The organism is Actinomyces weissii, from assembly GCF_016598775.1.
Taxonomy (GTDB): Bacteria; Actinomycetota; Actinomycetes; order Actinomycetales; family Actinomycetaceae; genus Actinomyces; species Actinomyces weissii.
In genome coordinates this window covers 2,420,131-2,442,076 of the sequence record NZ_CP066802.1, presented here as the reverse complement: position 1 = coordinate 2,442,076, position 21,946 = coordinate 2,420,131, and the positions used below count along the sequence as shown (strand labels likewise).

Here is a 21,946-nt window from a genome sequence, read left to right as displayed (position 1 = left end):
AGGGAACAAACAGTTCAGCACGCTAAGAGGCTCGCAGGGCTACTTGACCTTGCGCTGGTACTCCAAGGCGGCTGACTCATCGTGCTTAAGGTAGGCGTCTACCGCGTTCTGGGTGTTGGACACAGCGTTGCTGATCCTGTCTCCGATCCCGATGAAGTCGCTCTCGTGGGTGTCGTACCACTCGGAGACCGCAGAAGCCACGAGCGGGGCGTGGTCCTCCGCGCTGGTAGCGTTAACGACATTGCTCATAGCCGTGACAGCAGCGTTCATGGCAGGGCTCAGGTTGTCGTCAACCTCCGTCTTGACGCCGGTCAGCGCGCTACTGACAGAGGCGGGCGTAATGTCCCAGGCGCTCACCGGACCAGCCTGCCATCCTGAACGCAGGCCTGACGGACTGCCACGCCCCCTATAAAGGAAAGCCTGCTCCACGCGCCTGACGCAGCGAACCAGCACCGGCTCACCCCGCCCCCCTGTCGGGAAAGCTCCATCAGGTCAGAACCGGCCTCACACTTCGTGACCATCTCCCAACCCCTAACTGCAAACCATATATCTAGCGGCTGCCACGCAAAGGCGTCATTAGGCAATATGTGTCCTGTGCGTCCTGCATGCAGGATCATAACCACAAGACCAGCAACCTCAACACCATCTACACAGGAGTAACAGCAGTTCTTGACACTCCCACGAGACAGGCGCAGTCCTCTTCGCTCCTACTCGGGCACGCTTGCCTGTCTGTCTAGATGTTGAGGGGCATAGGAGGTGCTTGGGGGGCAGGGTGGCGTGGAGGACGTAGTGGGTGAAGACCTCTGCGGCTTGCTGGCCGGAGAAGACTTCTTGGGGGTGCAGGCGCAGCTCGTGGGTCTGGGTGGCTCCGCTGAAAGAGATGTCATTGACATAGGTGATGGTGGTCCATTCCTGGGGGTCCTTGACGGGCTCGCGGGCCACGGCGTAGTGCTCGTAGTTGCCGTCAGAGTGCTCGATACGGAGCTCTACGGTCATGGCCTGCCAGGAGCCTGCGCACTGCATGTAGTTGCCGTGGGCGGGGTCAGACTTACGTACCTTGCTGATCACGCTCACCCCTTCGGGCAGTGCCCACACGCCCAGGGAGAAGCACTGCTGGCCGGTCATGGCCTCGGGGTCGGAGAGCAGCTGGGACAAGCACTGGGCGGTGTGCTGGGCGGGCAGCGCCTGGGCCAGCACGTTGCTCATGCCGTGCTCAGCGTCCACGCTCCAGACCATGAAACGCCGTCTCGGCGCCTGCCGCAGCGCGGCCCGGGACAGCGGCGGCTCAGGCTCCCAGGACAAGGCCGGGCGGGGATGGAAAGGACGCTGGTTGATGACCAGGACTTTTTGGGGCACGTCCTGGGGAATGTACTTAAGGTCCAGGGGGGTGTAGCCCCGGATGTTGGGGGTGGTCAGGTCCAGGTCGGGCTGGGCGTCCCGTCGACGGCATTGTAGGTCGGCCGTGAGCTGGCGGAAGTGCTGGGCGCGGGGCGGGCGTGGTGGGACCTAGCAGAGGTGCTGGGGACGGCGCGGATGCGTTGGGAACTATTGGTGGTGCGAGCGGAGTTCACGATCGACCGTGTGCTCACCGCCGAGTGCCCGATGGTGGGCTTTGCCAGCTTCAAGAAGAGCCTGACGCGCCACCCCACCCCCCGACTTGTGCATTTCGGCGCGACTTGTGCCGGAAAACCGCACCACTCGCGCCGAAATGCACAAGTGGAGGCGAGGGAAGTGTGCTCATCTCGGATTGAGGACCCGAACCTACGGGTGACGGGCGCGAGCCCGGCGCAGGAGGACAGGTGGTGGCGTGCGGTCCTTGTAACCCACGTGCATGTGTGCGAGCCCGGCGTAAGGGGCTGCCTGGGTGCCAGCCCGGCCCCACCACCCTTAAATAAGGCCACCTTTGACGGGCTCTCGGGCGATCGCGTAGTGCTCGTGGTCGCCGTCGGGGTGCTCGACACGGGCCTCGATGATCATGGCCTGGTGGGTGCCCACGCACCGCATGTAGGTGTTACGGGCCGGATCACGCCTACCTGCGTCATCAGGGAAGGACACCCCTCCGGCAGCACCCACAGCCCCATAGCAAAAAGGACCCCCTCAGTCATGGCGGACGGCGAGGTCTGGCCCCGAGAGAACTCCTCGAGCGTCTTCTCAGGAGAATGAGACGGAGAGAACCAACCAACAGCCCCATCCACCGCGTCAACAGTCCAGGTCGCAAACCTACGACCCTGCCCACGGCCCCACTGCTCACGCACCTTGCGGCTCCCCTCTAACGGCTCGCTGGTGCCTCCTAGGGTAGGCCGTAGAGCCCTCAGGACTGGACGGGCAGCACCGGCAGCCCGGCGTCCTGCGCCAGGTGCGTAATGACCTCCGCCAGCTGGGCGAAGTCCGCCGTCCGGGAGGAGGAGGAGCGGTACACCAGGCCCAGGCGGCGCACCGGTGCCGGCTCCTTGAAACGGATCACCGCGTAACCCGACTCTGTGCCCATAAGCGACAGGGCCCCCTCCGGTACCACCGTCATGCCGACGCCGTGGGCGACCATCCGCACCACCGTTGCCAAGGTCGTCGCCACAGCGGCCGGGGGACGCTCAGAGTAGCGGTGGCACAGCTGCAGGGCCTGGTCGCGCAGGCAGTTGCCCTCGTCCAGCAGCAGCAGCTTCTGCCCGTCCAGCTCGTCCGGTGCCACGTCCTCACGCTCAGCCCACGGGTGCGTGTCCGGGACGACCAGCACCAGGGGCTCGTCAAACATCGGGATCGCGGTGGTGCGCGGCTGCTCACCGTCCACGGAGACGATCGCGGCGTCCAGCTGCCCCTGGGTGAGCATGTCGATCACGTCCCCGGTGACCAGCTCGCGCAGCTCGGGCTTGAGGCTGGGCAGGGTCGCGGGCAGGCCGTCCAGCAGCACCGGGGCCAGGTAGGGGGCGATAGTGGGGATGATGCCCAGGCGCATGGCGCCGGACAGGGCCGCCCCCTGGTTCTCGACCGCCTCGCTGAAGGCGTCCGCCGCCAGGACGGCCTCACGCGCGAAAGGCAAAAGGGTCTCTCCCAAAGGAGTTACTAGCACTCGCCGGGTGGTGCGCTCCACCAGCTCGCCGTTGACTCGCCGCTCCAGTGCCGTTATGGCCTGGGAGAGGCTGGGCTGGCTGACGCCCAGGGCGGTAGCCGCCTCGCCGAAGTGCTGGTGGTCGCACAGGGCCACAAAGGCGCGGAGCTGCGAGAAAGAGGGAAGGGTGGAGGTCGGCATGGCGCGGTCCTGGTGGTGGGGGCAGGGGACTGGTGCACCAGTCCGGGTCGGGGTGACTCGGGCTGAGGGCTCCTGTTGCGTCCAGTCGTTACCGGCCCGTGACGCAATGGGATATGCGTAATGATAAGCCGTTATCAATAAACTGTCTCCCTGGAAACCGGGGTGGTAGCGGGGGCGGTGGGGCGGTATCGCAACGCTATGCCACATTGAACCTAACTGTGACCAAGATCATGCGCGGCGCTGCTGGGGAACCAGTTCAAGGTCACCTCTCGGCTCCCGCGCCCCGCCCACTAGAATCCCAGCCATGATCGACCTGCGAGCACTGCGCGAGAACCCCGAGCCCTTCCGTGAGAGCCAGCGTGCCCGGGGTGCCGACGTCGGCCTGGTGGACCGGATCATCGCCGCCGACGAGTCCCGCCGCACCGTCCTGCAGGACTTTGAGTCCCTGCGCGCCCAGCAGAAGACCGTCTCCCGGTCCATCGGCCAGGCCGCCCCCCAGGACCGCCCCGCCGTGCTCGCCCAGGCCAAGGAGCTGGCCGAGCAGGTCAAGGCCGCAGAGGCCGCCGCTAACCAGGCCGCCACCGAGCTGGACGAGCTGGCCCGCCAGTTCCAGAACCTGATCGAGGGTGCCCCCTTCGGCGGTGAGGAGGACTTCGTGGTCCTGCGCCACGAGGGCCCCCAGCCCCGAGACTTCGCCGCCGAGGGCTTCGAGCCCGCCGACCACCTGGCCCTGGGTGAAGGCCTGGACATCATCGACACCAAACGCGGCGCCAAGGTCTCCGGCGCCCGCTTCTACTACCTCAAGGGCTGGGGCATGCGCCTGGAGCTCGCCCTGATGAACGCCGCCCTGGACAAGGCCGCCCAGCACGGCTTCATCCCCATGACCACCCCCACCCTGGTCACCCCCCAGGTCATGGGCGGCACCGGCTTCCTGGGACTGCACGCCGACGAGATCTACTATCTGCCCGCCGACGACCTCTACCTCACCGGCACCTCCGAGGTGGCCCTGGCCGGATACCACACCGACGAGATCCTGGACCTGTCCGCAGGGCCCCGCCGCTACCTGGGCTGGTCCACCTGCTACCGGCGTGAGGCCGGGGCCGCGGGCAAGGACACACGCGGCATCATCCGGGTCCACCAGTTCAACAAGGTCGAGATGTTCTCCTACTGCCGCCCCGAGGAGGCCGAGGCCGAGCACCAGCGGCTCCTGGCCCTGGAGGAGGAGATGCTCGCCCTGGTGGGCCTGCCCTACCGCGTGATCGACACCGCCGCCGGGGACCTGGGCTCCTCCGCCGCCCGCAAGTTCGACTGCGAGGCCTGGCTGCCCACCCAGCAGCGCTGGATGGAGGTCACCTCCACCTCCAACTGCACCACCTACCAGGCCCGCCGCCTGTCCATCCGCGAGAAGCGCGACGGCAGGACCGCCCCCGTGGCCACCCTCAACGGCACCCTGGCCACCACCCGCTGGATCGTCGCGATACTGGAGAACCAGCAGCGGGCCGACGGCGCCGTCGTCGTCCCTGAGGGGCTGCGTCCCTACCTGGGCGGGCTTGAACTGATCGAGCCCACCGTCTGAGCGCCCCTGGGACCACGCATGACCAAGGCTCCGAACCCTGATCGTGAGACGCTGGCTGGCCCCGCCGCCGTCGCCGAGCTCGCCACCGTGATGGGGGCCTCCGACCCCTCCGCCCCCCTGGGTGGCCAGCACCGCCCCCTGAGCCACGACGAGTACCACGCCCAGGTGCGGGACCGCATGGCGGACCTGGACCGCCTGGACCCGCTCACCGACGACGCCGGGCAGGTGGTCGGCAGCATCGTGGCCAACGACCGCCTGCTGGTGGCCCTGGACGTGGACGGCACCATCCTGGACTACGGCCAGGTATCCGAACGCATGATGGCCTCCATAGCCCGCATGCGCCACCACGGGGCGCAGGTGGTCATCTCCACCGGCCGGGGGATCGCTGCGGCCCTGCCCGTGGCCAGGCACCTGGGCCTGACCGACGGCTGGATGGTCTGCGCCAACGGGGCCGTGACCCTGCGCATGGAGTCGGAGGCCGCGGGGGGCTATGAGGTGGTGGACGCCGTCAGCTTTGACCCCGCCCACGCCATCGACATCCTCCACGACGCCCTGCCTGAGGGCATTATCGCGGTCGAGGGCCTGGGGCGGGGTCTGCGCGTGTCCCGGCCCTTCCCGGACGGGGAGCTGATCGAGCCGCAGACGGTTATGAGCCTGGAGGAGCTGCGCACCCAGCACGCCATCCGGGTGGTGCTGCGTGCGCCGGGCATGCCGGTGGAGGAGTTCAGGCAGCTGGTGGCAGGCTCCGGCCTGCACTCCGTGGAGTACTCCATCGGCTGGACCGCCTGGCTGGACGTCGCCCCGGAGGGGGTCACCAAGGCCTCCGCCCTGGACAAGCTGGCCCGCCGCCTGGGTACCGACTCCGCCCACTGCCTGGCGGCAGGGGACGGTGCCAACGACCTGGAGATGATCCGTTGGGCGGGTGTCGGGGCCGTCATGGGCTCGGCCCCCCAGTGGCTGAAGGAGGAAGGCGACCTCGTGGCCGAGGCCGTCTGGCGCGACGGCTGCGCGGCCCTGCTCGACGCCGTCGTGGAGCGCACCCGTGAAAGGACCCTGCATTGACCACCCTGAACCCCCGGAGGTACCACCGATCCTCCAGGGCCCTGCTCGCCACCCTGCTCGTGGGTTCCCTGAGCGGCTGCTCCCTGAGCAACTACGGCTCAGCGGCTGAGCCCCTGCCCCTGGGGCCCCAGGCCTGCGCCGTCGTCCGTGCGGCCACCCACCTGACCGATGCCTTCCCGGCCGGCACCAGCGTCAAGGTGGCCACCGCCTTCTCCAGGGAGGAGGCCGAGCGCTTTGAGCAGTCCCTGGAGGTCTTTGAGTCCTGCAGCGGTATCGACGTCGTGCAGGAGGCCACCGACATGCTGGAGGGCCGCCTGCGGGCTATCGCGCCGGGGCAGGCTGAGCCGGGCTGGCGCACCGACCTGGCGGTGGTCCCCCAGCCGGGGCTGGCCCGGGACCTGGCCAAGCTGGGCGTGACCGTGCCGTTGCCCCGTACCGTGCGCGGCAACGTGGAGCTGGGCTGGGACCACACCTGGGCGGAGGTGGCTGAGCTCGAGGGTGAGCCGTACGCGGCCCCGCTGCTGGCCTCGGTCAAGTCCTTCGTCTGGTACTCGCCGCAGGCCTTCGCGAAGGCGGGCTACCAGGTGCCGACCTCCTGGGAGGAGCTGCAGACCCTGACCGAGCAGATCAAGTTGGACCACCCCGACGGCGCGGTCACCCCCTGGTGCCTGGGGGTGGAGGACGGCGGTGCCAGCGGCTGGCCGTTGAGCGACTGGCTGGAGGAGGTGCTGCTGACCACCCAGGGCTCTGCCGCCTACGACCGCTGGGCCCGCCACGAGGTGCCCCTGGACGACCCCAGCGCGGTCCGGGCGCTCACGGAGGTCGAGTCCCTGGTGCTGGCTGAGGGCCACGTGCCCGGGGGGCGTGCAGGGGCCCGCCAGACCACGGTGGAGGCCGCGGGGGAGAGCCTGGTCCAGGGGCGCTGCCTGATGCTGCACGCCTCCAGCGCCTATGAGACGCTCCTGCCGGAGGGCAGCTCGGTGCTGTCCGCGGCTGACTCCAGCGCGGGGCGGTCCCCGGAGCGGAGCACCTTGGACGCCTTCCCCTTCCCGGTCACGGCCCCGGACGACCCGGTGCTGGTGGGGGGCGACTACCTGGTGCGGGTGGCCAGCCCCTTCGACACGGAGGACGTCTCCGGGGCGCTGTCGGCGCCCTCCGGCACCAGCCACCCGGAGGCCGTAACGGCGGTGATGAGCTACCTGACCAGTGCGGACTGGGTGCGCCGTCGGGTGGCCCTGGGTGGGGTGACCACCGGCAACCGGGCGGTCTCCGCGGACTCCGTGGGCTCCGCGGTGGGGCAGCGGGCGATCAGGAAGCTCCAGTCGCGGCAGGTGGCGATCCGCTTTGACGCCTCCGACGCCATGCCCTCCAGCGTGGGCACGGCGGCGCTGTGGTCCGCCCTGGTCAGCTGGGGCGAGGGCAGCCAGGGCGCGGAGGAGGCGCTGCAGGAGGCGGAGCGCAGCTGGCCCCGGGGCTGAACGGGCCAGACGGCGGGGCTGCTCCCTGCTGACGGCGGGGCCGCGCCCGTAAGGCTGCGCGCACGGTCTAGCCGGACGGTGGACCTGAGCCCTGCTGGGATCCCTGCTGACGGGGTGCCCCAGCCAGGCGGCGGGACCGTGCGTGCAGGTGGCGGCTGCATCCCGCCGGGGCGCTCAGGCCCGTACCGGCAGGCGGGACAGGGTGGAGGAGGCTCGGGCCACCAGCTCCGGGGTGGGGGCCTGCACACTGCGGGCGGGCCGTCCGTCCAGGCGTTCCACCAGCAGCTGGGCGGCCAGGCTGCCCAGGACCGCAGGCTCCCGGTGGACGGCGCTGACCGCCGGGGTCAGCAGGCGGCACAGGGGGGAGTCCTCCATAGAGACGACCGCCAGGTCCTCTCCCAGCCGTGCGCCCAGCTCGCGGGCCACGGTCACCCCGCCCAGGGCCAGGACCTCGTTGTCGTAGATGATCGAGTCCGGCTGGCGGTTGCCCGACAGCAGCTCGGCGGTGGCCTGGGCCCCGGAGCGCTCGGTGTAGTCCACGGCGCTGGAGAGCATGACCTCCAGGTCGTGCTCGCGCCCCATACGGGTCAGCGCCTGGCTGCGCCGCTCTGTGTGCAGCAGCGAGGTACGGGCGGAGACGTAGGCCAGGCGGCGGGCGCCGCGGGACGCCAGGTGGTTGACGACCAGCGCCATCATGCCCTCCTCGTCGCCGGTGACCGAGGGCATGCCGTTGGGGTCCTCCTCGCCCACGAGCACGTAGGGCATGCCGATCTGGGCCAGCACGGGCAGGCGGGGGTCGTGCTGTCGGGGGTCGACGACGACCGCGCCGTCTACGCGGTGCTGGCGCCACAGGCTGCGGTAGGCGGCGACCTCCTGGTCGACGTCGTCGACGATCTGGAAGAGCAGGGCGAGGTCGGCGGTGGCCAGGGTGGCCTGCATGCCGATGATGAGCTCGAAGAAGAAGCGCTCCGCGGCCACGGACTGGCTGGGGCGGGCCAGCACCAGCCCGACCGTGCCGGCCCGGGACACGGACAGGGCGCGGGCCGCGGCATTGGGGGTCCAGCCCATCTCGTTGGCGACGGCGAGGATGCGTTGGCGGGTGCTGTCGGAGACTCCGGGGCGGTCGTTGAGCGCGAAGGAGACGGCCGAGGGGGAGACACCGGCAACGTTGGCGATGTCCCGGATGGTGGGGCGTTCCATGGGCACAGTATGTCATCACTGAAGCGATTACGCCGATCCCTCAGATCGGCTTGACCACCATTCTAATGCGGTTTAGTCTCCGGGTACGGCGCAAGGTCGCGCCACCGCGGTGCCAACCCCTGGCCCACACCCCTTCAGAAGCCGGTCTGCTGACCCAGGAGCCACGCCATGCACGACAACCGCCCCATGCTTCTCAAGCACATCGACCGGATCCTGGTGGAGCGCCTGCGCCCCGCCGCCACCAGCGCGGTCATCCCGGTGGAGACCGCGCTCTGGGAGGTCACCGACGCCGTCGGGCCGGTGGCCGGGGTGCCGGGGGCGGGCGAGCCGGTGCCCTTCACGCAGGCCCGGCAGGCCGAGTACGCCCCCTGTTCCCTGCCCCTGCGCTGGGGGCCGCCCTGGGGCACCACCTGGTTCCGCCTGAGCGTGACCGTGCCCGAGGCGCTGCGCGGCCGCCACCTGGAGCTGGACCTGGACCTGGGCTGGGCCGACCACTCGCCCGGCTTCCAGTGCGAGGGCCTGGTGCTCACCCCCGCCGGGCAGGCGCTCAAGGCCGTCAACCCCCGCAACCGCTGGGTCCCGGTCACCAACGAGCTGCTGGACGCCGACGGCACCCTGGAGCTCTACCTGGAGGCCGCCTCCAACCCCCTGCTATTGGACGTCCACCCCTTCCTGCCCACCGCCGACGGCGCCCGCGCCACCCAGGGCCACGAGCCGGTCTACACCTTCACCACCGCTGAGCTGGTGGAGGTCCACGACCAGGTGCGGGCCCTGGCCGCCGACGTCGACGTCCTGCTGGGCCTGGCCCGCACCCTGCCCGAGGACTCCCCGCGCGGCTGGAAGGTGCTGCTGGGCACCAGCCAGGCCCTGGACCAGCTGGACCTGGCGGACGTGCCCGGCTCGGCGGAGCGGGTGCGCTCCCTGCTGGCCCCGCTGCTGGCCGTGCCCGCCGCCCCGGACTCGATCCGGCTGGGGGCCGTGGGCCACGCCCACATCGACTCCGCCTGGCTGTGGCCGGTGCGCGAGACCCGCCGCAAGGTGGTGCGCACCATGGCCAACGTGCTGCGGCTGCTGGAGGACGGCGCCCCCATGGTCTTCGCCCTGCCTGCAGCCCAGCACCTGGCCTGGCTCCAGGAGGACGCCCCGGAGGTCTTTGCCCGCGTCAAGGAGCAGGTGGCTGCCGGGAGGATCGTGCCGGTGGGCGGCTCCTGGGTGGAGCCCGACGCCGTGCTGCCCTCCGGGGAGTCGCTGGCCCGCCAGCTCACTGAGGGCACCGCCTTCTTCCGCGAGGAGCTGGGGGTGGAGTGCCACGAGATCTGGCTGCCGGACTCCTTCGGCTACACCGGCTCCCTGCCGCAGATCGCCCACCTGGCAGGCTACGACAACTTCCTGACCCAGAAGATCTCCTGGAACCAGGTGGACGTGTTCCCCCACCACACCCTGTGGTGGGAGGGCATTGACGGCACCCGGATCTTCACCCACTTCCCGCCCGCCGACACCTACGGCGCGGAGGTCAGCGCCGAGCAGCTGCGGCACGCTGAGCTCAACTTCAAGGACAAGGGCCGGGCCTCCACCGAGCTGTTCCTGTACGGCTACGGCGACGGCGGCGGCGGCCCCACCCGCGAGATGGTGGAGCGGGTGGAGCGGGTGGCGGACCTGGCCGGGATGCCACGCACCCGGCACACCACGCCGCAGGAGTTCTTCACCCAGGCCCGCCAGGAGTACCCCGACGCCCCGGTGTGGGTGGGGGAGCTGTACCTGGAGAAGCACCGGGGCACCCTCACCACCCAGGCGGCCACCAAGCGGGCCAACCGGCGTGCTGAGGCGGCCCTGCGGGAGGCGGAGACCTGGTGCACCACCGCCTGGGTGCGGGGCCTGCTGGCCGACGACGCCTACCCGGCGGCCCACCTGCACGAGCTGTGGCGCACCACCTTGCTGTGCCAGTTCCACGACATCCTGCCCGGCTCGTCGATCGCCTGGGCCTACGAGGACGCGGAGGCGGAGCTGGGGCGGGTCATCGAGTCCTGCCAGGCCCTGACCGCCGCCGCCCAGCAGGCCCTGGCCTCCGGCGTGCCCGCCAGCTGCCCGCGTGAGCGCGCGGGCCTGGGTACGACGCCGGGCGGGGCGGTCTCTCTCTCCGCCGCCCCGCCCGCCGCCGCACCCGCCCCGCAGCCCACCGGGGAGGCGCCCCGCCTGGTCTTCAACACCGCGCCCGTCAGCCGTCGCGTGGCCGGGGTGGAGGTGCCGCCCCTGGGTGGCGCCCTGCTGCCCGCGGGCGGCCAGGGCGGGCCGCAGCCCTGCCACGGCAGCCGTGAGGGCGCGGGCGCGCAGCTGGGCAACGGCCTGGTCTCGGCCCGCCTGGACGCCACCGGCGCCGTCACCTCCCTGGTGGTCGCAGGCCGGGAGGTGGTGCCGCCGGGGGCCCGGTTCGGGGTGCTGCAGCTGGCCAACGACTTCCCCAACGAGTGGGACGCCTGGGACCTGGACCCCTTCTACCGCTCCTCCCTGCGGGACCTGGAGGGCCGGATCACGGAGGTGCAGGTGGACGCCGCGGGGGCACGCGCCGAGGTGGAGGTGGCCTTCGGCCGCTCCCGGGCCCGGCTGACCTGGGGCCTGGCGCCCGGGGCCGAGCAGCTGGACCTGCGGGTGCAGGTCTCCTGGCAGGAGAGCGAGAAGGTGCTCAAGCTGGCCCTGCCGGTGGACGTGCACGCCAACGACGCCGCCTACGGCTCCCAGTACGGCCACCTGCGCCGCCCCACCCACGAGAACACCTCCTGGGACGCCTACCGCTTTGAGGTCTGCGCCCACAGGTGGCTGCACGTGGGGGAGCCGGGCCACGGCGTCGGCGTGGCCAACAGCGGCACCTACGGCTGGGACCTGACCCGCCACCCCCGCCCGGGTGGCGGCACCTGGACCCTGGTGCGGGCCACCCTGCTGCGGGCGCCGCGCTTCCCGGACCCTCAGGCTGACCGGGGTGAGCACGAGCTGCGCTTCGCCGTCACCGGCGGTGAGACGGTGGCCACCGTGCGGGAGGCCGCCTACCGCATGGACCTGCCCACCCAGGAGTTGGCCCTGCCTGCGGGCGCCCAGGCCGGGCCGCGCCTGGCGGCCGCGCTGGCCCCGCTGGTGCAGGTAGAGGGCGCGGTGCTGGAGTCCCTGCACCTGGCGGACCCAGAGCCGGGGCAGGAGGCCGCCGTCCTGGTGCGGGTCTACGAGCCCGACGGCGCGCGCCGCCGCGTGACCCTGCGCGCCCCGGAGCTGGCGGAGGCGGTGGGGGCGGACCTGCACGGGCGCCCCAGCGCCTCCCTGGGGGTGCAGGTGGAGCCCACCGGCACGGAGGGCACCTGGTCCTTTGAGCTGCACCCCTTTGGGGTGGCCACGATCCGTCTGCGCCGCCGCGCCGGTCAGGAGGCCTGAGATGCGTTTTGGGGTCAACTACACGCCGCGGGTGGGCTGGTTCCACTCCTGGCTGGACCTGGACCTGGGCCTGGTGGCCCAGGACATGGCCGACATAGCCTCCCTGGGGGCGGACCACGTGCGGATCTTCCCGCTGTGGCCGCTGCTGCAGCCCAACCGCACGCTCATCCGCCCCCGGGCGGTCGACGACGTGCTCGCTGTGGTGGATACGGCGGCCGCGGCCGGGCTGAGGGTCACGGTGGACGCCCTGCAGGGGCACCTGTCCTCCTTCGACTTCCTGCCTTCCTGGGTGGTCACCTGGCACCAGCGGAACCTGTTCACGGACCCGCAGGTCGTGGACGGGCAGCAGGCCCTGGTGCGGACCCTGGCCCGCGAGCTGGCGGACCGCCCCGGGGCCGAGGGCCTGAGCGTGGGCAACGAGTTCATCCAGTTCGCGGCCGCCCGCCACCCCGGCTGCCAGCCGCTGAGCCCCGCCCAGGCGGGGGCCTGGCTGGAGGGGCTGCTGGCGGAGGCCCGGGCGGCGTGGCCCCAGGGCGTCCTGACCCACTCCTTCGACGACGACCTGTGGTTCGACGACACCCACCCGTTCGAGCCCGGGCACGCCGTGGGCCTGGGGGACCTGACCACGGTCCACTCCTGGGTGTTCATGCAGGTGGGGCCGCGCTACGGCAGGCGGCACCCGGCGCTGCACCTGTTCGCCCGCTACCTGGTGGAGCTGGCCCGTGCCTGGGGCGGCCCGGGCCGGCGGATCTGGCTGCAGGAGGTGGGGGCGCCCAGCAGCTGGGTGGACCCGGCGGAGGCCCCGGACTTCGTGCACCGGACCGTTGCCTCCCTGGTGCAGGCCGCCACCGGGCACCTGCCTGAGCTGGAGGCCGTGACCTGGTGGTGCTCCCACGACGTCAGCCGGGACCTGGCTGACTTCCCCGAGCTGGAGCACACCCTGGGGCTGTTCGCCTCAGACGGCGCGCTCAAGCCGGTGGGCCGGGCCTTCCAGGAGGCCGTGGCCGCCGCCGGACAGGCCCAGGTGCAGGCCCAGGTGCAGGCTCAGGCCCCTGGTGCGCAGGCGCTGACCGGCGCGGCGGGGGAGCGGGAGCAGCTGCTGGTGCCCAGCGCCCAGGCCGGGCAGCGCTCCCTGACGGCCCCTACGGGGGACCTGTTCGACCAGTGGCTGCGCCGTGCCGTAGAGGGGGAGCCGCCCGCCCTGGTGCTGCCACCCATGAAATCGGTTTAGCGCCCTGAGGTGCGACCGGTGCCTTCGCCGCCCCGCCGTCTACCGATACATAGAGAGGGCCGCACAGCTTCTCGTCGCCGTCCAGAAACTATCTACCACTAAGTCACTAAACCGATGTAGTATCTCGGTAGTGGCTATCGACCACCCCGTTTCCTCCAATGACGAAGGGATCCCTCATGAACCTCTCCCGCCGCTGCCTGCTCCTGGGGCTCTCCGCAGCCACCGCCGCCACGCTGGCCGCCTGCACCGGCTCCAGCAGCACCGATGCCACCAAGCCCGCCTCCGGGGGGTCCGCCGCTGCCGGTGACGGAAAGCTCTCCGGTGAGATCACCTTCCAGACCTGGTCGCTCAAGAACGAGAAGTTCACCCCCTACTTCGAGGCCCTTATCAAGGCGTTCCAGGACCAGCACCCCGGCACCACCATCAAGTGGATCGACCAGCCCGGAGACGGCTACGAGGAGAAGATCCTCCAGCAGGCCAACTCCGGTGAGCTGCCCGACGTCGTGAACCTGCCCAGCGACTTCGCCTACCAGCTGGCCCAGGTGGAGCAGATCGTGGACCTCAAGGCCGCCACCCCCGAGGCCATGTCCAGCTACGTTCCTGGCGGCCTGGCCGCCTACACCTTCGACGGCGTGGAGGGCACCTACGGCTACCCCTGGTACCTGGGCACGGACGTGAGCTGGTGGAACACCGACCTGCTCACCCAGGCGGGCCTGGACGTGGCCAACGCCCCCAAGACCCTGGAGGAGTACTACGCCTGGGCGGAAACCGCTGCGGCCAAGGGGGTCAAGCTGGTCTCCTACATGCCCGGGGTCACGGACTTCAAGAACAGTGGCGTGACGATCTTCAAGGACGGCAAGTTCGTCTTCAACACGGACGAGGCCGCCGCGATCGTGGACAAGTTCGCGGGCTTCTACAAGAACGGCGCCATGCCTGCCGAGGCCCTCAACGACGACACCGCCGACAACGCCAACATGTTCACCCAGGAGAAGGCGGGCTACACCACGGCCACCACCTCCTTCGTCTCCCAGCTGGAGAACGACGCCCCCAACGTCCTCAAGCACGTGGACTGCACGCCGCGCTTCGAGACCGCGCCCCTGTTCACCCAGGGCATCTCCGTGGCCAAGGGCTCCAAGAACATGGACCTGGCCCTGGCCTTCGCCCAGTTCGTCACCAACAACGACAACCAGGTGGCCTTCGTCAAGATCGCCCGCGGCTTCATGCCCGGCACCGTCGAGGGCAACAACAGCCCTGAGTCCTTCTCCGGCGAGCTGGACAACGAGCTCATGAAGAAGGCCGTGGGCCTGGCCGCCGCCGCCATGCCCAAGGCGGAGATGCCCGCCCCTATCCAGTACTCCAACGACATGAAGGCCTACGTCCAGCAGCAGATCGCCCTGGCGATCAAGGGCGACACCACCGCCAAGGCCGCCCTGGACGCCGCGGTGGAGTACTGCAACAAGGCGCTCACCGCCTGAGCGGCCTAGCCGTCGCGCCGGAGGGGTGGTGCCAGCCCGCCTGGTGCCACCCCTCCGCACCTCCTGCCCGCCCCCATCCTGGAGACTCCCATGCGTCGACCAAAGCGGCTCACCCCCTACCTGCTCGTCCTGCCCGCGACGATCTGGGTGCTGGTGTTCTCCCTGTGGCCCTTCCTGAACACCATCGTCCTGTCCTTCACCAACGCCCGCCCCCTGCGCACCCCCACCTTCGTGGGGCTGGACAACTACCAGGAGATCCTGAGCGACCCCCAGGTCGGCTACGCCCTGGTCACCTGCGCCGTCTACGTGCTGGCCTGCGTGCCCCTGCTGACCTTCATACCCCTGCTGATCGCCCTGCTGGTGTCCAAGTACGTGCCGGGGATCGAGTTGTTCCGTACCGTCTACTACTTCCCGGTGATCGCCTCCGTGGTGGTGGTGGGCATCATCTGGTCCTGGATGTTCGACTCCAAGGGCGTGGTCAACCAGGCCATCGAGCTGATGGGCGGCACCGGCATTAGCTTCCTGACCGAACGCTGGTGGATCCTGGTGTGCGCGATCCTGCTGACCACCTGGAAGGGCCTGGGCTACTACATGGTGGTCTACCTGGCGGCCCTGGGGAACGTGGGCCGGGACCTGCACGAGGCCGCCGCGATCGACGGCGCCGGGGCGGTGCGCCGCTTCTGGTCCATCACCGTGCCCGGCGTGCGGGGCGCCATGCTGCTGGTCTCCGCCCTCATCACCACCTCCGCCATGCGTATCTTCTCCGAGATCTACGTGCTTACCAACGGCTCCGGCGGCCCCGGCGGGCAGGCCATGAGCCTGGTCATGCTCATCAAGCAGAAGGGCTCCGGGCTCAACGGCCAGCTCGGCTACGCCTCCGCCCTGAGCGTCATGCTGTTCTTCCTGACGGTCGGGCCGCTGCTGCTCACGGCCATGCTCAACTCCGGCACCGACCTCTCCGCCGTCCGCAACAGCCTGCGCAGGCGCCGCGCCCACCGTGCGGCCCTGCGCCGCGCCGCCGCCAAGAAGGAGCAGCACTGATGAGTGCCCCCACCAGCCAGCCGACGGCGTCGGCTCCCGCGGCCAAGCCCTACCGGGACCGCTTCTGGCGGCGCAAGGGCGAGTCTGACTTCCTCAAGCCCACCCCAGCGGGGGCGGTGGTGCGCTACCTGCTCCTGGTGCTGCTGGCCGTGGTGGCGGTCTTCCCCTTCCTGTGGGAGCTGTCCACCTCCTTCAAGGGCGCCGCCGAGGACATCTACGCCTTCCCGCCCCGGCTGGTGCCAGCCGAGCCGACCACCGCCCACTACCAGACCGTGGCCCACACCATCCCGATCCTCAAGTACGCCTGGCACTCCCTGCTGCTGGGCCTGGGCACGGTGGCTAGCCAGGTGTTCTTCTCCATCTGCGGCGGCTACGCCCTGGGGGTGCTGCGCTTCAAGGGCAAGAAGGTCATCATGGCGGTGCTGCTGTCCACCATGCTGCTGCCCGGTGAGGTCACCCTGACCAGCCAGTACCTGACCATCAAGTCCCTGGGTTTTGCCAACACCCTGTTCGGCGTGTTCCTGCCCGGGGCGATCGGGGCGATCAACGTGCTGCTGGTGGCCACCGCCTGCTCCATGATCCCCCGCGACATCATCGAGGCCGCGGAGATCGACGGCGCCAGCACCTGGCAGCGCATCCGCCACATCGTGTGGCCCAATATCCGGGGCATGGTGAGTGTGGTGGCCCTGTTCTCCTTCATCGGCGCCTGGGATGACTTCCTGTGGCCCCTGGTGGTGCTCTCCGACCCGGAGAAGTACACGCTGACCGTGGGCATGCAGTACCTGCAGTCGAACTTCGGCAGCAACCCGCGGGTGGTGGCGGCGGGTACCGTGATCGCCCTGGTGCCCATCATCATCCTGTTCGCCCTGGCCCAGAAGCAGTTCTTCAAGGGCGTCCAGGAGGGCGGCGTCAAGGGCTGAGGCGGGGCCTCGGGGTCGCCTGTGGCCCCGGGTGCCCGCCTGGCGCGACACCGCGCCCTAGCCCCGTCCCGGCAAGCAGAAAGGCCAGCGCAGGCCATGAGTGAGAACCAGCAGAACGCCACCTCCCTGCAGGGTGAGGGGATCTACGGGGTGCTGCCCCCGGTCCGGCAGGTCACCGAGGCCGCCGGTGCCCCCTTCCGCCTGCTGGCCCGCAGCCGCGTCGTCGTCGCGGAGGCGGCCCAGGCGGAGGCCCTGCGCGCCGACGCCGAGCTGCTGGCCACCGAGCTGGCTACCGCGCTGGACCCGGTGCCGACGACGGCGTGGGCCGGTGCCGTGGGCAGCGCCCAGGTCGGCGGACTGGCCGCCGAGGCCACGACGACGCCCCTGCCCGTGGTGGTGGGCGTGGCGGCGCAGCCCGGGGACGTGGTCCTCCGGCTGGCCCCGCAGGTGGCGGGCCTGGCCTCCCCGGAGGGATACCGCCTGGAGGCCACCAGCCAGGCCGTGACCATTACCGCCCCCACCGCCACCGGCGTCTTCTACGGCACCCGCAGCCTGCTCCAGTGCCTGGCGCTATCCGGCGGCGTGCAGCCCTGCACGGTCCTGGACGAGCCCGCCAAGCCGGTGCGGGGGCTGCACGTGGACGCGGGCCGCAAGTACTTCAGCCCCCAGTGGCTCCAGGACCGGCTGCAGGAGATGGCCTGGTTCAAGCTAAACGAGCTCCAGCTGCACTTCTCGGACAACGAGGGCTTCCGCCTGGAGTCCCGCAGCCACCCGGAGGTGGTCAGCGAGCAGCACCTCACCCAGGCCGAGCTGGGGGAGTTGCTGGCGACCGCCGCCCGCTACCACGTGCAGGTGGTCCCGGCGCTGGACGTGCCCGGGCACATGCGCCAGGTGCTCAGCGCCCACCCCGGGCTGCGGGCCGCCGAGTCGGAGGCGGGCCGGCTGCTGCTGGACTACTCCCGCCCCCAGGCCCGCGCCCTGGTGGCCGAGCTCCTGGAGGAGCTGGTGCCCCTGTTCGGCGCCCGGACCTGGCACCTGGGGGGAGACGAGGTCTTCCCGGTGGGCGGCCCGGCCTGGGACCCGGGGCTGCACGAGACCCTGGCTCGGGACTACCCCCGGCTGGCGGCCTACGCCCAGGAGCAGGTGGGGCCGCAGGCCACCGTGCTGGACGGCTACGTCCACTACCTGGGCACCGTGGCCGCCCACCTGCGCCGTCTGGGGGTGCGCCAGGTGCGGGCCTGGAACGACGCCCTGGGGATCCCGGGCACCAGCCAGCGCCTGGACGCCGAGGTCGTCATCACCTACTGGACGGCCTGGCACGAGGGCTTCGCCCCGGTGCAGGACTTCGTGGACGCCGGGCACCAGGTGGTCAACTTCAACGACGCCCGGTTCTACTACGTGCTCACCACCCCTGGGCGCGCCTACTGGGACAGGCCCACGGTGGAGGCGGCCTACGCCTGGCGGCCCGGCGTGTTCCCCGCGCTCGCGGACGGCCTCCCCCAGACCTGGGGGCCGGGGGAGGAGTGGGACCGGGGGGCGGTGCTCTCCGTGTGGTGCGACGTGCCGGAGGCCGAGACCGAGGCGGAGGTGGCCGCCGGCATCCGGCCGCTGCTGGTGGCGCTGGCCAGCCGGGTGTGGAACCCCGGGGACCAGAGCTCCTACGCCACCTGGCACGCCCGCCTGCGGCAGCTGCTGCCGTTTGACCTCTAGCCATAGACAAGCAAGCAATAGCCTGGAAGTATATAACCGTGCACTAAACCCCTTCAGTTGCACGATCCCCGTCCCCAAGCAGCAACGGAGCTGAGATGAAGGGCCACCCTCTAAAGAAGTGCGCTGGCGCTGCCGCAGTGCTGGCGCTCAGCATCGCAGGCATAGCCTCAACCGCGTCAGCAGCAGACTCCTTCCCGCCTACCGGAGATCAGGCCCTGGGCTCGGCCCAGCCGCGCTTCGCGGGCTACCGGGTGCAGGACATCCGCGACTGGTCGCCCCAGTCCGACCCCTTCGCCGCCGACCTGCGCGCCGAGGTGCCCCTGCAGCCCCGCGTCCAGGCCCCGGCCCAGACCCAGGCCAACCCCGGCCTGGACGGCAAGGCCCAGGTCATGCTCATGCAGGGCGACTACGGCAACGCCTTCTTCAACACCGCCACCGCAAACAACGACTTCACCGAGAACACCCTGGGGTTCTGGCAGTACACGGACTACTACTCCCCCTGGCACGGGGCCGCCACCGCCGCCACCCCCGACTCCCTCTACGACCCCCGGAACTCAGACTGGCGCAACCGCGGCTTCGAGTTCGGCATCGTCAACATCCCCAACCCCGCCTACACCAACGCCGCCCACCGCAACGGCGTGAAGTCCATCGGCACCATCTACTTCGACCCAGCCTTCCGGCCCGGCCTGACCTTCAAGGAGATGTTCGACAAGGACCCCACCTCCCAGGGCTACGTGATCGCCGACAAGCTGGTGGAGATGGCCCGCTACTACGGCTTTGACGGCTTCTTCCTGAACCAGGAGGAGCGGGCGGACGACTCCGAGTTCAAGCCCTTCATGGCCTACCTGAGCAGCCAGGGCCTGTGGACCCAGTGGTACGACACCAACTCCAGCTTCAACGCCTCCAAGGCCGCCTGGCTCAAGGACGAGCAGCACGGGCGCATCCACGACTCGGTGTTCGTCAACTATGACTGGGCCTGGTCCGTGGACCGCTCCCTGGGATACGCCCAGGAGCACGGCGTAGACCCCTACCAGGAGGTGTTCTTCGGGGTGGAGGCCAACCAGGCCAAGTTCTCCGGCCAGCACGGCTCCGCCCGCGGCATCCCCCGGCTCTACGCCCCCGACACCAAGAGCCCCCGCGCCTCCCTGGCCCTGTTCACGCCCTCGGACTACTACCAGCGGGCCCTGGACGACGACGTCAAGGTCCCCGGCTACGACCGTCCCCTCATGCAGACCCCCGGCTTCCAGTGGATGATCCACGAGCGCGAGCGCATGTACTTCTCCGGCGTCACCGAGGACGTGCTGGACACCGGGGTCAAGCCGCAGCACCGCCGCCCCGACGTCGGCGTGGACAACGCCAGCGGCTGGGTGGGCGTGGCGGACTTCACCCCCGCCCGCTCCGTGATCGGCGGCAGCGGCTTCCACTCCAGCTTCAACACCGGCCACGGCATGGCCCGCTGGACCCAGGGGACCCTCAGCTCCAGCGAGCAGTGGGGCAACATCAACGAGCAGTCCATCCTGCCCTCCTGGCAGTGGTGGATCACCCAGGCCGACGGCACCACCGCCCAGCCCGCCCTGACCGCCGACTACGACTACGGCCCCCAGGAGGAGCGCCGCTCCACCACCGGTGAGAGCCAGGCCGCCCCCTTCCAGGCGGTGGGGGCCTACGACGGCGGCTCCTCCCTGGCCGTCCACGGCCAGCTCCACGGGCAGGCCACCATGCGCCTGTTCCGCACCGACCTTTCCGTCACCGCCGGCACCCGCGTGGAGCTGGTGGCCCGCCACGTCACCGGCAGCCCCCGGCTACGCCTCGGCGTCGTGGACAAGGCCAGCCCCAGCCAGGTCCAGGCCGTGGACCTGACCGCCACCGGCACCGACCCCAACGGCTGGACCACCTACACCGCGGACCTCTCCGGCCGGGCGGGCGGCAGCATCTCCACGCTGGCGGTCCTGCTGGAGGGTGAGGGCGACGTCCAGGTGAACCTGGGTCGCCTGGCGGTCACTGACGGCGGCGCCGCCCCCGCAGCCCCCACCGGCTTCAGCGTGGAGCACGCCTACGCCGACGGGCAGGCGAGCGTCACCTGGCAGGCGGCACCCTTCGAGCAGGTCAGCTACTACGAGCTCTCCGCCGCCCAGGCGGACGGCACCGTGACCGCCCTGGGGGCCACCTACGCCTCCCGCAGCTACATCAAGAAGCTGGACCTGGGCCAGGGGCCCGTCACCCTGCGGCTGGTGGCCGTCGGCAAGGACGGGCAGCGCTCCCAGCCTGCCGAGGCGGTCATCAACCCGGTCACCGGTACCGGGAACATCCAGGTGGCCCCCGCCCAGGACGCCCCCGCGCCCGGCAGCCAGGAGCTGGACCTGTCCTTCACCCCCGTGGCGGGTGCTGACGGCTACCGCGCCACCCTCAACCTGGTGCACACCGGATGCGCCCCCCAGGCCCTGTCCTGGACGCGGGTGCTCACCGGCTCCGAGCTGAGCACCGACCAGGCGGGCCGGGTGCACGCCAGACTCACCGTGCCCTTCCGGGAGGGGCGAGACTACGACCTCAGCATCGAGCCGCTGCGAGGCGGCCAGCCCCTGCCCGGCGGCCAGGTCATGGCCCTGCGCAGCAAGCTGCCCGACACCTGGGCCCGGCCCCTGCCGGCCACCGACGTGACGGTAGCGGACTCGCGTATGCGCCTGCGCTCTCCCAGCCCGGCGGACTGGCACCACCTGGCCGTCACCACGACGGCGGGCACGCCGGTCTTCTCCGCCACCCGCGGTGAGGGCGGGCTGGGGGTGCAGGCCACCAACGAGCGCCTGCAGGTCCCCTTCGACGTCTCCAGCCACCTGAGCGACGGCGCCGGCATCTTCGAGCTGCGCCTGACCGACTACGCCGGGAACGTCTCAGAGCCCACCGTGGTCACGGTGAAGGACGGCCAGGCCGTCCAGGTCACCCAGCCTGCCGACGTCGCCGAGCAGGGCTGCGTGCCGGGGGCAATCACCGACCCCGCCGACCCGGAGCCCACGCCGCGCCCCAGCCCGAGCGGCACGCCGTCGGCCCCCGCCCCCGGCGGACAGCCCGACCAGCCGCAGCCACCCACAGGCAGCATGCCCGCCTACGTGGCCCGCGTGCAGGAGACCGGCAAGGGCACCCTGCTCTTCGGCGACTGGGACGGCGACGGTCGGACGAGCTGGGCCGTGCGGGTAGGCAGCCGCGTGGTCTTCTACACCGAGAACACTGCCGACGCCCCCGTATACGCCTCGATCAGCCTGGGCCGCTCCACGGACGAGGTCTACGTGGGTGACTGGGACGGGGACGGCTACGCCACCCTGGCCCTGCGCCGCGGCAGCCGGGTCATGTACCAGTCCCAGCTGACCTCCACCGCCACCACCGTGGGCCAGGTGGACCCTAAGGCCAGGCTGGTGGTCACCAAGGTCGAGGGCAAGGACGTCCTGGTGGCCGGGTAGGAGACCAGGGACCCGCCGCCAGCCCGCTTCAGGGAGCGGGGTGGGCTGGTGCGGGCCCCGCCAAGCGGGCCGCGAGGAGCGGGCACGGCTCAGGCCGTGACCCGGGACGCGGCGGCCCACGTTTTTGCTAAGTTCAGCAG

15 protein-coding genes are annotated in these 21,946 nt (G+C 70.7%); 10 read left to right on the top strand and 5 right to left on the bottom strand.

The annotated features are described in order from the left end of the window. Positions 1 to 39 precede the first annotated feature (39 nt). From JG540_RS09745 to JG540_RS09730, 4 genes are all read right to left on the bottom strand, one after another. Positions 40 to 357, bottom strand: coding sequence for a DUF6507 family protein (locus JG540_RS09745; protein ID WP_234042803.1), 318 nt, complete (start codon positions 355 to 357; stop codon positions 40 to 42). A gap of 279 nt (positions 358 to 636) precedes the next feature. Then, positions 637 to 1,356 (bottom strand): hypothetical protein, encoded by a 720-nt coding sequence (locus tag JG540_RS09740; protein ID WP_200275678.1) that lies wholly within the window; start codon positions 1,354 to 1,356, stop codon positions 637 to 639. Between the two features lie 531 nt (positions 1,357 to 1,887). Then, positions 1,888 to 2,073, bottom strand: coding sequence for a hypothetical protein (locus JG540_RS09735; RefSeq protein ID WP_200275677.1), 186 nt, complete (start codon positions 2,071 to 2,073; stop codon positions 1,888 to 1,890). 238 nt (positions 2,074 to 2,311) lie between these two features. Next, positions 2,312 to 3,244 (bottom strand): LysR substrate-binding domain-containing protein, encoded by a 933-nt coding sequence (locus tag JG540_RS09730; protein ID WP_200275675.1) that lies wholly within the window; start codon positions 3,242 to 3,244, stop codon positions 2,312 to 2,314. A gap of 304 nt (positions 3,245 to 3,548) precedes the next feature. Here JG540_RS09730 and serS point away from each other — a divergent pair, with 304 nt between their 5' ends. Genes serS through JG540_RS09715 form a run of 3 tightly spaced genes read left to right on the top strand, consistent with a single transcriptional unit; the run spans position 3,549 to position 7,360 of the window. Continuing rightward, positions 3,549 to 4,820: a serine--tRNA ligase gene (serS, locus tag JG540_RS09725; protein ID WP_200275673.1), complete on the top strand. Its 1,272-nt coding sequence runs from the start codon at positions 3,549 to 3,551 to the stop codon at positions 4,818 to 4,820. Between the two features lie 18 nt (positions 4,821 to 4,838). Continuing rightward, positions 4,839 to 5,882 (top strand): HAD hydrolase family protein, encoded by a 1,044-nt coding sequence (locus JG540_RS09720; protein WP_200275671.1) that lies wholly within the window; start codon positions 4,839 to 4,841, stop codon positions 5,880 to 5,882. After that, positions 5,879 to 7,360: an ABC transporter substrate-binding protein gene (locus tag JG540_RS09715; RefSeq protein ID WP_200275669.1), complete on the top strand. Its 1,482-nt coding sequence runs from the start codon at positions 5,879 to 5,881 to the stop codon at positions 7,358 to 7,360. The genes JG540_RS09720 and JG540_RS09715 overlap by 4 nt, the downstream gene beginning before the upstream one ends. A 174-nt stretch (positions 7,361 to 7,534) precedes the next feature. Here the strand turns inward: JG540_RS09715 and JG540_RS09710 are convergent, their stop codons facing one another. After that, a complete protein-coding gene (locus JG540_RS09710) occupies positions 7,535 to 8,560 on the bottom strand; it encodes a LacI family DNA-binding transcriptional regulator (protein WP_200275667.1) in 1,026 nt (341 codons plus the stop codon). Positions 8,561 to 8,728: 168 nt separating this feature from the next. Between JG540_RS09710 and JG540_RS09705 the strand changes: the two genes are divergently transcribed. From JG540_RS09705 to JG540_RS09675, 7 genes are all read left to right on the top strand, one after another. Next, a complete protein-coding gene (locus JG540_RS09705; protein ID WP_200275665.1) occupies positions 8,729 to 11,977 on the top strand; it encodes an alpha-mannosidase in 3,249 nt (1,082 codons plus the stop codon). 1 nt (position 11,978) lies between these two features. Beyond that, the gene (locus JG540_RS09700) at positions 11,979 to 13,208 is read left to right on the top strand and encodes a glycoside hydrolase 5 family protein (protein WP_200275663.1); all 1,230 of its coding nucleotides are present in this window, start codon (positions 11,979 to 11,981) and stop codon (positions 13,206 to 13,208) included. Between the two features lie 158 nt (positions 13,209 to 13,366). Further along, positions 13,367 to 14,683, top strand: coding sequence for an ABC transporter substrate-binding protein (locus JG540_RS09695; RefSeq protein ID WP_234042802.1), 1,317 nt, complete (start codon positions 13,367 to 13,369; stop codon positions 14,681 to 14,683). Positions 14,684 to 14,773: 90 nt separating this feature from the next. Next, positions 14,774 to 15,724, top strand: a complete 951-nt coding sequence (locus JG540_RS09690) for a carbohydrate ABC transporter permease (RefSeq protein ID WP_200275661.1) — start codon at positions 14,774 to 14,776, stop codon at positions 15,722 to 15,724. After that, entirely contained in the window at positions 15,724 to 16,644 is a 921-nt protein-coding gene (locus tag JG540_RS09685; protein WP_200275659.1) for a carbohydrate ABC transporter permease, read from the top strand. The genes JG540_RS09690 and JG540_RS09685 overlap by 1 nt, the downstream gene beginning before the upstream one ends. Positions 16,645 to 16,740: 96 nt before the next feature. After that, complete coding sequence (locus tag JG540_RS09680; RefSeq protein ID WP_200275657.1) at positions 16,741 to 18,354, top strand: family 20 glycosylhydrolase; 1,614 nt, start codon at positions 16,741 to 16,743, stop codon at positions 18,352 to 18,354. 95 nt (positions 18,355 to 18,449) lie between these two features. Next, positions 18,450 to 21,806, top strand: coding sequence for an endo-beta-N-acetylglucosaminidase (locus JG540_RS09675; protein ID WP_200275655.1), 3,357 nt, complete (start codon positions 18,450 to 18,452; stop codon positions 21,804 to 21,806). Positions 21,807 to 21,946 lie beyond the last annotated feature (140 nt).